10 protein-coding genes are annotated in these 12939 nt (G+C 34.0%); 6 read left to right on the forward strand and 4 right to left on the reverse strand.

Going from position 1 to position 12939, the window contains the following annotated elements; all coding sequences use genetic code 11:
- Window positions 1-336: 336 nt before the first annotated feature.
- Together AVL50_RS22180 and AVL50_RS22185 are read left to right on the forward strand one after the other, a co-directional pair.
- Window positions 337-789 (forward strand): hypothetical protein, encoded by a 453-nt coding sequence (locus AVL50_RS22180; RefSeq protein WP_157491491.1) that lies wholly within the window; start codon window positions 337-339, stop codon window positions 787-789.
- A 121-nt stretch (window positions 790-910) separates the two neighbouring features.
- Window positions 911-3100 carry a bifunctional alpha,alpha-trehalose-phosphate synthase (UDP-forming)/trehalose-phosphatase gene (locus tag AVL50_RS22185; RefSeq protein ID WP_062618629.1) on the forward strand — a complete coding sequence of 730 codons (2190 nt, stop codon included), beginning with the start codon at window positions 911-913 and terminating at the stop codon, window positions 3098-3100.
- 549 nt (window positions 3101-3649) lie between these two features.
- Here the strand turns inward: AVL50_RS22185 and AVL50_RS22190 are convergent.
- Window positions 3650-4681 (reverse strand): ferredoxin--NADP reductase, encoded by a 1032-nt coding sequence (locus AVL50_RS22190; RefSeq protein ID WP_062618630.1) that lies wholly within the window; start codon window positions 4679-4681, stop codon window positions 3650-3652.
- Window positions 4682-4992: 311 nt separating this feature from the next.
- Here AVL50_RS22190 and AVL50_RS22195 point away from each other — a divergent pair, with 311 nt between their 5' ends.
- Window positions 4993-5601, forward strand: coding sequence for a YceI family protein (locus AVL50_RS22195; RefSeq protein WP_062618631.1), 609 nt, complete (start codon window positions 4993-4995; stop codon window positions 5599-5601).
- 2 nt (window positions 5602-5603) lie between these two features.
- Here AVL50_RS22195 and AVL50_RS22200 read toward each other — a convergent pair whose 3' ends face one another.
- Window positions 5604-6401 (reverse strand): hypothetical protein, encoded by a 798-nt coding sequence (locus AVL50_RS22200; protein WP_157491492.1) that lies wholly within the window; start codon window positions 6399-6401, stop codon window positions 5604-5606.
- 64 nt (window positions 6402-6465) lie between these two features.
- Between AVL50_RS22200 and AVL50_RS22205 the strand changes: the two genes are divergently transcribed.
- From AVL50_RS22205 to AVL50_RS22215, 3 genes are all read left to right on the forward strand, one after another.
- The gene (locus tag AVL50_RS22205; RefSeq protein ID WP_062618633.1) at window positions 6466-8307 is read left to right on the forward strand and encodes a ComEC/Rec2 family competence protein; all 1842 of its coding nucleotides are present in this window, start codon (window positions 6466-6468) and stop codon (window positions 8305-8307) included.
- Between the two features lie 83 nt (window positions 8308-8390).
- Entirely contained in the window at window positions 8391-9797 is a 1407-nt protein-coding gene (gene glmM / locus AVL50_RS22210; RefSeq protein ID WP_062618634.1) for a phosphoglucosamine mutase, read from the forward strand.
- A 176-nt stretch (window positions 9798-9973) separates the two neighbouring features.
- On the forward strand, window positions 9974-11119 hold the full coding sequence (locus AVL50_RS22215) for a cysteine desulfurase family protein (RefSeq protein WP_062618635.1): 1146 nt from the start codon (window positions 9974-9976) through the stop codon (window positions 11117-11119).
- A 307-nt stretch (window positions 11120-11426) separates the two neighbouring features.
- Here AVL50_RS22215 and AVL50_RS22220 read toward each other — a convergent pair whose 3' ends face one another.
- Complete coding sequence (locus AVL50_RS22220) at window positions 11427-12194, reverse strand: carbonic anhydrase (protein ID WP_062618636.1); 768 nt, start codon at window positions 12192-12194, stop codon at window positions 11427-11429.
- Window positions 12195-12269: 75 nt separating this feature from the next.
- The gene (locus tag AVL50_RS22225; protein WP_062618637.1) at window positions 12270-12809 is read right to left on the reverse strand and encodes a TetR/AcrR family transcriptional regulator; all 540 of its coding nucleotides are present in this window, start codon (window positions 12807-12809) and stop codon (window positions 12270-12272) included.
- Window positions 12810-12939 lie beyond the last annotated feature (130 nt).

Below are 12939 nucleotides of genomic sequence, written 5' to 3' on the forward strand. Positions count from 1 at the left end.
TTTAAAATCGTAGTTAATTTATCGTTAACATCTATTTACTTATACAAGTATAAATAAAAATACCCTACCTTGATTCCTTACAATATTAATTAGTTGAAGTAAAATAGATTTTTTGGTATTCTTAAAAAGTAGAACTTGCAATTATATCGTGTATTTAATATTAAGCATATAGTTGTTGAGAGGATTATGATCAAAACAACAAATTGAAACTTCTATTTCAATTCATCAAAGAACTTTTACCCTAGTACTTATACACTTTAAAATTAATAATTGTAAATTGTAGAGTTGCATTTTTTAATGCAAATAGGTATTAATACCAATAAAATATTTTTTTATATGAATGATGTATGGTTTCAACTAATTCATAATATTCAACAGTATCTTTGGTGGTGGATAGGTGGTCTTTCACTTTTTACCATTTTACTTTGGGTTTATATTTATTTCCCGTTTGAAAAGAAAAAACCAATCAGTGATGGTGAATTAGATGACTTATTTAAAGAACTAAAGCACTCCAAAGATAGTGTTCTGAATGTACTGGAAAATTATCAAGACATTTTAGATTCTAAAGAGAAAGAACTCAAAGATTATGATGCTAAAATTGAAGATAGAGAAAATCACCTTCTTCTCATTTCTGATTTGCCAGAAGAAATTGAACTCGAAATAAAACTAAAAGAAAGAAAGCATAACCAAAAAATGCTCCTTCTAGGATCAAGCATTGGAATTGTTCTTGGAGGTATAGGAGTATGGATTTTCCTTAATTGGGAACGTGTGTTTCAGTTTATATTATAAGAGCATTTCTGAAACCTATCTTTTATTTAAATTTTGGTTTCAAACATGCTCTAGAATACCTCAGTCTGTCTTATATTTTGACCGGGTATCTCATCACCAGATTATTTAACTAACAAATAACATGTCTAAAAAAACAATTATTGTCTCTAATCGTCTTCCCGTCACTGTAAATAAAAGTTCAGAGGACGGATCGCTTAGCTTTCACCCAAGTTCAGGAGGATTAGCAACAGGTTTAAGCACTACTTACAAGCAAGGGGGGAATTTATGGATCGGATGGCCTGGAACTTACGATCATGATGATCAGGAAAAAGTACACATTGAAAAAGAGCTTAAAAAAGACAATATGGCTCCAGTGTATTTAACCAAAGAAGATGTCAATAAGTTTTACGAAGGTTATAGCAACAAAACATTATGGCCTCTCTTCCATTATTTCACAGAATATGCCACTTATGAAAAAGAACTGTGGGATTCTTATATTCATGTGAATGAGCTTTTCTTAAAAGCCATCCTAGAACATGCTGAGCCTGAAGATACAATTTGGGTACATGATTACCAGCTATTATTATTACCTGGAATGCTTAGGGAAGCATTACCAAATGCTACTATCGGCTTTTTCCAACATATTCCATTTCCTTCTTATGAGATTTTCCGTTTGCTCCCTTGGAGAGAGGAAACTTTAGAAGGTGTATTGGGTGCTGACTTGATTGGCTTCCATACTTATGACGATATGCGGCACTTTTTAAGTTCGGTGAACCGTTTATTAGGTTATGATAGTTCATTGGGACTTGTAAAAGTGAAAAACAGATTAGTTTCTGTAGATGCCTTTCCAATGGGTATTGATTATGACAAATTTGAAAAAGCAGCAGACTCTAGCAAGACTAAACAAAAAGTAATTGCTTATGGTGATCTGCTTAGTAAAAATAAATCCATCCTTTCTATTGACAGATTGGACTATAGCAAAGGGATCAAGCACCGTTTATTAGGCTTTGATAAGTTCTTATCAAAGTATCCAGAATATCAAGGTGAGGTGTCTTTGATCTTATTAGTAGTCCCATCAAGAGACAAGGTAGACCAATATCAACACTTGAAAGAGGAAATTGATACTTTGGTTGGTAAAATTAACGGTAAATACAGCCGTATGAATTGGTCGCCAATTCATTATTTCTACAGATCATTTAGTTTTGATGGACTGTCTGCTCTTTATAAAGCATCTGACGTTGGACTTGTTACACCTTTGCGTGATGGTATGAACCTCGTGTGTAAAGAGTTTGTAGCGAGTAAAACAGATCAGCAAGGTGTTTTGATTCTTAGTGAAATGGCAGGTGCGGCCAAAGAGCTTTCAGAAGCAATATTGATCAACCCTAATGATGAAAACCAAATTGTAGAAGCTTTATACAAAGCTCTCACTATGCCTGAAGACGAACAGCGCAGCAGGATGAAAGAGATGCAGAAAAAAGTGAGGCGCTACAATGTACACCGTTGGGTAGAGATCTTTATGAACCAACTCGATAATATTAAAGAAAAACAAATGGCGATGAACTCTCGCCTATTGCCTAAAAAATCTCAAGAAAGAATGCTTGAAAAATATGAAGCAGCGTCTAAACGTATCATATTCCTTGATTATGATGGTACGTTGAAAGGATTTGCTGCAGACCCACAATCAGTATCTCCAGATCAGGAATTAAAAGAAATTATGGCGAGCTTAACTGCCGATCCAAAAAACAGGGTAGTTATTATCAGTGGAAGAGATAAAGAAACACTGGAAAATTGGTTCGCAGATTTTAAAGTAGATATCATTGCAGAACATGGTATTTGGTTGAGAAGAGGTGATCAAGACTTTGAAATGATTGACAACCTTAACTCTGATTGGAAATCTAAAATCAGCAGAATGCTGGATCGTTATGTAGATAGAACGCCAGGTTCTTTTGTTGAAGAAAAAGCCTTCTCTATTGCTTGGCACTACCGTAAAGCAGATGCAGACTTTGGTGACCTGAGAGCAAATGAATTAGTTGGCAACTTAAATTACTTGGTATCAAACATGAATCTTCAAGTAATGCACGGCAACAAAGTAGTTGAAGTGAAAAGTCAGGATGTCAATAAAGGAAAGGCTGCTGTCAAATTCCTTGCGGATGATAAATACGATTTCGTTTTTGCCGCAGGAGATGATGTAACAGATGAAGACACTTTCTTGGCAATGCCTAAAAAGTCTTATACCATCAAAGTAGGAATTGGAGCTTCTGCTGCTAGATACAATCTTAAGACGGTGGCTGATGTTAGACAATTGTTAACCACTTTTGGCAACATCAAATAACAGGTACAAAATACCATATAGAAAAGGCTAGCACACAACAGTGCTAGCCTTTATTTTTGTACTTTCCCAAGAATCAAATCCTTCTATGGATGCGATTATGAGTTCCTAAAAAAAGGAAAAATACGTTAATAAAATACCATAAACATAACCTTAAACGAGTAAGCCCGTTAAGTCATTATGTAAGTAAATAATAAATGTCAGATGAATAGAAGAAGAAAGGAAAGAGGAGTTGTGTTTACTTGCTTTATTATACAGTCGATTAATTAATGTCAGAGGAATAGACTGAAAAGAGACTGTTTACAAATAGATACGAAAAAATATTTTACTAAAAATTTCTATTAATCAAAAAAGTCGATAGTAATTGATAGTCGAATATTCAAAAATATAAGTTTAGCGAAATGAACAGATTGAAGAGGAGTTGAAGTAACCCTTTACCTTATAGGTAAAGGGTTCTTTTTTTCTTCAATCTTGATGACTCAAAGTAACGACTAAAATTTCAATATTCCAAGATTCATTAACAAAAAAAGTAAATGAACATCAATATTGTTATTAATCATAAGTGATTTTAACATTTCCACCCAATGGATGACTAATACATGTTAAGATATCACCATTATCCATCTCCGATTGGGATAATACAGAAGTGTCTCCCATCTCAACTTTTCCTGAAGAACAATTGGCTCTGCAAGCTGTACAAACTCCATTCTGACAAGAATATGGCACATCTAGACCTTCTTCTAATGCTGCTTCTAAAATGGTTTGGTCTGGAGCTACAAAAACACTGTGCTCTTCTCCGTCTACTACCAATAAAATATTTTCTGAGGAAACATTATCACTGTGATCACTTCCTGACACAGGTGTGAAACTTTCTTTAAAAATTTTTGATGAAGCCATTTTATTTCTTTTCAAAGCATTGCTGACTGCATCCATCATTCCGTCAGGTCCACATAAATAATGCTCTGAATGGTCAAGTGACAATCTATTCATGATATTAATTGCTACCACATCATCGATTCTTCCAGAAAATCCTCCCCACTGAGCTGAAGGTCTCGACATCACATGTACCACCTCCAATCTATCTTCAAATTTTTCTTTCAATTCCTCCAGCGACTTTTTGAAAATCACTGACTCCTCATTTCTATTTCCAAATACTAAAGTTACTTTTGATTTAGGCTCAAAAAACAGACAGCTTTTCAACATTGAAAATAAAGGAGTAATACCAGAACCGGCACCCCATAGTACAACGTGTCTCTCTGTATCTTTATCCGGCTCGTAAACAAATTGTCCCATAGGTTCCACCACTTCCAACATATCACCTGCTTTCACATTGTCATTTAGATGATTGGATACTTTTCCGTCTGGAATTCTTTTGACAGTGATGTCGATTGTAGCATCAAGGTGAGGTGCTGATGACATAGAATAAGACCTTCTTAGCTTTTGGCCTCCTACTTCTGCAATTATGGTTAGGAATTGTCCTGCCTGATATTGGACTTTCTTAAAAAGTGGTTGCTTTAGCTTTATAGTGACTGTATCAGAAGTTTCATGAACTACTTCTTTTACTTTGAGTGTAATTTGATTCATTGTATAAATTTTTATCCTTTTCTACAATTACAATAGTGCATTCAATTAAGTATTAAAACAGTGGCAATAAAGTATTAAAAGTCAATGCTAGACTCCAAATAGCAGATTAAAAGCATCCTATACTGCCCGTATACTTAATTTAAAATATAATAATTATAAAAGTAAGGCATTTTTAAATTGTATTAAGAAGTTACTGTTTAAGTCTTCCTATTTTTCTATTAATTTTAAATGTAACTACAAAGAGTGGGTAATTGTTACTACGCATTATCCACATCAACATAGAATTATCTACCACCTGATTTTCAACTTTGATGCGACACTTACTTCATACACTTATACTTTTCCTAATTTCATTTACTGCTTTTAGTCAAAAAGCAGATTATATTCCCACTGAATATATTTTAGAAGTGGTTCCGAATACAAGTATGCACATAGACGGGAAAACTAATATCAATACTTTTGATTGTGTTTTTCAAAATGGTATTAAAAGTCAATTGACACTCACACAAAATATCTTCAATGAATTAACCGAAGTACAACATTCCGGTTTAGAGTTTTGTGTCACATGTTTTGACTGCGGTATTGCACTCATGAATAAGGAATTCACAGAATTATTGAATGCTGATGAGTATCCAATTATTACTATGAAATTACTTTCAATGTACATTTATCAAGCTGAAGGCAAGACAATCAAGGGCAAAGGAAAAGTAAGTATGATCATCGCTGGTCAGGAAAGAATTGAGGACATCACTTATGAAGTTCCACATTTAGAAGGTAAAAACTTTCAAATCATAGGTGCTAAGCAAATCAACATTCTTGATTATGGCCTTACTCCTCCCAAAAAAATGATGGGTATGGTAAAAGTGGACCCGCATATTGATGTGAATTTTAATTTCAAATTCATTATTGACGACCATTAAATCTAATAAGTTTCAATAGTCTGTGATGTCAATTCTGCGTGCTCATTTCCTATTTCATAGATATACCTGTAACCGTAATTGCCTTTTCCAAAAAATACAACTATGGCCTCTACTTTATGATCATTCTCCACTTCATGGTCTGATTTCAACTTTTTGATATTAGAGTAATTCAGGTCTTCCTCAAAGGAAATTTTAGTATGAAACATAAAAGCTTTACGCTTGGCAAAATTGACATATTTGCCACTATATACCTCTTTTGAACGTTCATAAAAACCTTGACCAAATTCGGCAAAATCACCTGCGCCACTCCAATTTATGGCTTTGTCGATATCATAAATATCAAAGTAACTTTGTTGGGTTTTATACCTTCTCAATAAGCCTTTATCTTTTAATTTTTCTTCAAAATCAATTTCATTCACATCAAAAGTTTCCTTGGCCTTGAATCGAACTCTGAATTCTTGATAGTCAATAAGAATCAATTTATCTTCTTCTTCCATTTCCTCTTCAGCAACTACTTCTTCAAGCTCATCTGCTTCTTCCATATTTTCCTCTTCTATTACTACTTCTTCTTCAATAGGTACTTCCTCCAATTGATCTATTTCAATAGCAGTAGTTTTTAATTTCGGTGTTTCATCCAGCGGTTTTCGGACAACCTTTTCCTCAATGACTTCCTGCTCCTCCTCATCATCAAAAAAATCAAAATCAAAGAAATTATCTTCAGTCTCTGTTTCATTATCTTCTTTCTGAGAACAAGAAAAACAGAGCATGCTCAAAATTAGGAATAGGTATAGCTTTTTCATTGGTATTAAATCTTCTTTATATTAGAGGAACAAAAATCTCTAAAACTAACTCAACTGCTAAAAAATGATTCATAATGTTCCTTTTTTCAAAATTAATATATTTCTTATTCTAGGGATACTGTTTTCTTCTTTTATTGAAAATCAGTTCCTTTTAAATGAATTATTAATTGGGTGTATATTACTCCTTTTTATCCTATCACTTGTAGGCTACCGTAAAAACTTATCATTAATTTTCCCTTCGATTTGCATTTTCTCTACTGTATTTCTATTGGGTTTCACATTATTTCAAATCAAAAAAGGAGGCGTTATTCCTCCAAAACATAATGAAATCTATTTAGAAATAGTAGATATTCTTTCTGAAAAAGAAAAAGTGAAGCGTTACTTTGCGAAAGTCAAAAGCCTATCTCATCCAGCATATCAAGAAGTCAATTATAATGTAATGCTCACCTATTTCGGGAAGGAACATCTCTCTATAAAAAGCCTTGTATTCGTCTCAGATTCACTACAGCCCATTCCTAAGGATCATTTTCCTTTTATGTATGATTATAGTGATTATTTACTTGGGAAAAATATACATTTTAAAGTCACTACTAATGCTGTTGAAGTGATCGAAAGGGGAAAATATTCTTCAACTTTCAGAGATCAACTCCAAGGTAGAATTAAAACAATTTTTCCATCTGCACTTCAAGGTATCAGTTCTTCATTACTGATAGGAGACAAAACCCACCTTCAACAAGAAGAATACAAGCTCTTTCAACAAACTGGCAATATGCATTTACTGGCATTATCTGGAATGCATGTAGGTATTATCGTTTTAATATTGGATTTGATTTTCTTTTGGAGAAAGTATTTGAATATCAGAACTGCTCAAAAACTACAACTCCTTTACCTTCCCTTACTTTGGTTTTATGCTTCCATTGCAGGCTTCACTCCCTCCATTTTAAGGGCCGTCAGCATGTTTTCTATTTTAATAATCGGTCAAGCATTTCATCAGAAAGTCAACCTTTTGAATTTACTCTGCTTTGTCTCTTTCTGTTTCCTGCTCTACGATCCATACCTACTTTTTGATATTGGTTTTATTCTATCATTTTCTGCCGTCCTTTTCATTAGTGTTTTTCCTTATTGGGAAAAAGTAAGACAACTACCTTATGCAGGGAGAACATTTCTTTCTATTGTGATCGTTTCAGTTTTTGCTCAGTTAGGCACCATTAGTTTTACCTCTTATTTCTTCCAATACATACCTGCATATAGCTTATTTTCTGGCTTATTAAGTGGCTTTTTTACATTACTCTTAATGTATAATGGCTTGCTTATTCTTCTTTTTGATGCACTTCAACTTCCATTAGAATTATTGATCAATACTTATGATATCGTATACTTTCTTTTTCAAAAGTGGCTATCAATTTTTCAATATTTTCCACAACTGCCCTTTGTGAACATAAGTCCTTATACCGCCATTTTGTTGAGTATTACTATTTACATCACTTTAGTCTATAGAAAAGAAAAATGGCTCTTCATCAGTCTTATGATTTTCACCTTTACCCTTCAGTTTTACATCACACACCTTCAACATCAGCCTGCAATTTATTTATACGCATCAAGAACGCCTGCTATTAGTATCATTGATGAAAATAAAGTGCATTCTTTTATATTAAGAGACAGTATAAAAGCCCAATTTGAATATGAAACGATCGTCAAAAAGCATCAATCTTTTTTCTCCCAAAAAGAGACTCATTTTATAAATATGAATCAAAATAAAGATGTCATGGAAATAGAACTAAACAATGGTTTAATTTTTCACTATTCAAAACCTAATTTCACACTATACAAAGAGGACTCAACACTACTAAATATCAATTATTTACACCTCCAAAACTATCCCACAAGGGTATATACTTTTTATTAAATAATAATAAATAAGAATGTTAATTCTCTTTACACTATCACTTAAAGCGTTATTTTTGTAGCCTAATCAAATAATTTGAGACATTGACATTAATTAAGTCTATTTCTGGTATTAGGGGAACTATTGGTGGATCTACTGAAGATTCATTAAACCCTATTGATGCAGCTAAATTTATTTCCACTTATGCAAAGTGGATCCTTGAAAACTCTGACAACAACAAAGTAGTATTAGGTAGAGACGCTCGTGTTTCTGGTGGTTGGTTAGCCGACATCGTTTCTGGTACTCTTCAAGCTATGGGTGTTCATGTGATCAACTTGGGTCTTTCTACTACTCCTACTGTTGAAATGGCAGTAGAAATGGAAGAGGCTGCAGGTGGTATTATTTTAACTGCAAGCCACAACCCCGCTAATTGGAACGCCCTAAAACTATTGGATTCTAAAGGTGAATTTATTTCAGCTGAAGCAATGGGAGAAATCCTGAAGAATGCTGAGGAAGGCAACTTTGAGTTCGTAGATTACAAAAAAACTGGTAAAGTTACCCACGACGACACTTACATTGACAAACACATTGAGAAGATTTTGGCATTACCAATGGTAGATGTTGAAGCTATCCGTGCAAAAGACTTCAAAGTTGTAATTGACTGTGTAAACTCAACAGGTGGTATTGCTGTACCGAAAATTTTGAATGCTTTGGGCGTAACTCAAATTGAAGAGTTATACTGCGAGCCGAATGGTAGATTCCCTCACAACCCTGAACCACTTCCTGAACACATCACGGAATTAAGTTCTACGCTGCAAAACGGAAACTATCACTTAGGTATTATTGTAGATCCAGATGTGGACCGTTTGGCATTCACTACTGAGGACGGAACTCCTTTTGGTGAAGAATATACATTAGTAGCTGTTGCTGATTATGTTTTAGAGCATAAAAAAGGCAATACAGTTTCTAACATGTCATCAACTAGAGCATTGCGTGACGTTACTGAAAAGCATGGCGGTACTTATACTGCTTCAGCTGTAGGTGAGGTGAACGTAGTGAAAATGATGAAAGATACGAACGCTGTAATCGGTGGTGAAGGTAACGGAGGTGTAATTCTTCCAGAACTTCATTACGGTAGAGATGCGTTAGTGGGAATCGCGTTATTCCTTTCTAAATTGGCGAAATTCAACGGTTCTGCCAGCATGTTGCGTCAGTCGTATCCTGATTACCATATTTCTAAAAATAAGATTGAATTGACTCCTGAGATTGATGTTGATCTAATCCTTCAAAAAATGGAAGAGAAGTATGCTAATCAACCTGTAAATACTTTGGACGGTGTAAAAATCGAATTTGATAAAGAGTGGGTTCACCTTAGAAAATCGAATACTGAGCCGATTATCCGTATTTACTCTGAATCTGCTTCGGAACAAACTGCTGAGCATTTAGCTCAAAAAATCATTTCTGATATTAAGGAAATTATTCAGTTCAAAGCTGAAGATTCAGATGCTTAAAACTAGAAAGAAAACAAGAGTTAAACTCCTAATAGTCTGACTGTTGTATCTTAATATATAATAATCAAGCGGGCGATCTTCACAGATTGCCCGTTTTTTGTCTTAACTTTACGCTTTGGAGTGTAAACGATATAACTTTCACACATACACACAACCAATTCAAAATTAAACACGGCATGAGCATTTACTTAGATAGCGCAGCAAGTACTCAACTTGATCCACAGGTAAAAGAAGCAATGATTGCTTCAATGGATACCGTATTTGGTAATCCATCTTCTACACACGCACATGGTAGAGCCTCTAAGGCTGAGATTGAAAAAGCGCGTAAAATGATTGCTCAAAGTATTAATGCTTTACCTTCTGAAATCATTTTTACATCTGGCGGTACTGAAACAGATAATGCAGCTATTAAAGGTCTTGTTCAAGCTTATGGTTTGAAAAGAATTATCACTTCTCAGTTAGAGCACCACGCAGTACTTCATATCACTGAACACTTAGCAAAAGAAAACGGTATTGAATTAGTTTTCTTGAATGTAGATAAAAAAGGCAATCTTGATCTTGATCAGTTAGAAGCTCTTTTAACAGAAAATGGTGAAAAGACATTGGTGACATTGATGCACTGTAACAATGAGATTGGAAACATCCTCGACATTCAACGTGTTGGCGAACTTTGCAAAGCTTCAGGTGCATACTTCCATTCTGATACCGTACAAAGTGTAGGTCATTTCCCAGTGGATGTAAAAGCATTGCATATCCATACATTGGCAGGTGCTGCTCATAAATTCCACGGACCAAAAGGTGCAGGCTTTATGTACATCAAAAAAGGAACAAAAATGCCTGCTTTGATTGAAGGTGGCGGGCAAGAAAGAGAAGTTCGTTCAGGTACTGAAAATGTATGGGGAATTGTAGGCTTGGCTAAAGCTTTAGAAATTGCCAATGCTGAAATGGATACTCACACAGCTCATATTAAAGAAGTAAAAGACTATATGAGAGGTCAATTAGTAGAGCATATTCCAGGCATTGAATTTAATGGAATGAGCGATGATCTTGACAATAGCTTGTATACAGTGCTGAATGTTAGCTTCCCTCCTTCTAGCAAAAATGGGATGCTATTATTCGCCTTAGATCTTCAAAAAATCTCTGTATCTGGCGGTAGTGCCTGCAGTAGTGGAGCCACTCAAGGTTCTCACGTGATTGCTGGAATCGGCGGGGATGCTGATAGAACTTCAGTTCGTTTTTCTTTCTCAAAATATAATACAAAAGAAGAAATCGATACTGTAGTCGTAAAATTGAAAGAAATCTTAGATCTAGTAGAGGCTTAAAACCTTATTAGTTCGAGTCAAAATATTGAAACACTCTGCTGAAAAGTAGAGTGTTTTTTTATGCAAATAAAACGGTCACCTCAGATACTGAGATGACCGTCATTCTTTCAATTTACGTTTTCAATAGAATTAAAAAATACTCTTCCGTACAAGAGTTTAAAACGATTTATTCAGATTCCGAAAAAACGTTTTCTAAGCTTCACTACAATTCTGTTTTCTATTTATATATTCAGATTAAAAAAGGAATACGATTTAATTAAAAATTGGTCTAGTAGTCATATTAGTATAAGCGTATTTGAGTTAAGTCTTATTCATCAAATATTATCTCATGATAAACTATCCGGTTATTCAGAGGCTTGATATCTCTATGATTATTGTGAGGCATCAATTTCTGAATCATATGTAATTGTTTTTCTGATATTTGAATAGGGTCTTTCATTACAATCCAATACACTTCCTCAGAACAAGGAGGAGTTGTCAGTGAACCTTTATAGGTATATACACTTAGACTGTCCACCCCGAAAGCAGAGGAAATAGTAGTACCAAAGTCATACTTTTCTTCTACTGTTTTAGTCTCACCACTTGGTAGAGGTAAATATTTCTGCAGGAAAGAAAAAACCGTATCCGCTTTACCTTGCTGGGCCAATAATGATAAAATGATGTAAGCATCCTTTTCAGCGGAATGGTGAACCATATGAATTTCCAAAGGATAACTGACTCCATTCAGAGTGTGTTCTGAAGGCGAATGGAAATGAAATTGTTTTAGTTTATATTCGACACTAGCATACTCAATGCTATTGAGATTTTCATCAAAATTATATTGTATTGAATGACCATTATTGGTTACTGATTTTATCGTTGTTTCTTTTTCATATTTCGTCTCAATAATTCCTTTAGTAAATGTGGCAGGTACAGTTTCAACATCTATAATATTAATTGGTGATTGATGTTTTCCATTACAATTCGAATCGATTTCACTCCAATGAGGTGGTCCATGTTTTTCAGAATAATCCCAATGAGAATGACTTTTGGGATGATACTCACAAAAATAAACTCCCCATATGAAAAGGTTCATTAAAATAAAATTAAAAAATGCATATCTTCTCATTTCTTATTAATAGTATTGGTCTAGTTTTTAGTCTTTTATAAATCAGCTCGCTCCACACCAAAATAATTTCCATAGTTTTTGAAAACACTCTTCCGTGTCTTTATAATTATTATTAAATCTGTAACCCGACTCTAATAACCCGAAATGATAAACTTGAATCCATTCAATAGAGAACTCTGCATTAAGGAAACCTTCATCTTTCAAACTTTGGTATACCAATGCAAACTCACCATTAATTTTTTTCATGATATTCGTTTCGAATAGAAAATCAGACCTATGTTTTTCATATAGGTTGTGGATAGTCTTATAATTCTGAAAGACCTCTACATCATACCTGAACAATTCTTTAAATGTGACAATTGTACTTTGTTCTTTTGATAGAATCTCAATGATATCTTCAAAATAAGTATTCCCCAACTCTTCAAAAACCTGAACTACAAGATCTTTTTTTCCATCAAAATAGCGATGTAAAGTTCTTTTATTGACTTCTGCTTTTTGTGCAATTTCATCAAGTGTCGCATTGCTATTCTCACTTAGAGCTTTAATTGCTGAATCGATGATTATTTTCTTTGTTCTTTTCATAATGTCACCCTTTGATGACAAAAGTAAAAAAAATGTCACTACATAGTGACATTTTTATATTTTGTTTAAAGTATAATTGTTTAATATCAAATTTTTAACACATTGATGGGCTTTTTTTATTAAATTGAAG

The sequence above is a fragment of the Flammeovirga sp. SJP92 genome (genome assembly GCF_001583495.1).
Taxonomy (GTDB): domain Bacteria; phylum Bacteroidota; class Bacteroidia; order Cytophagales; family Flammeovirgaceae; genus Flammeovirga.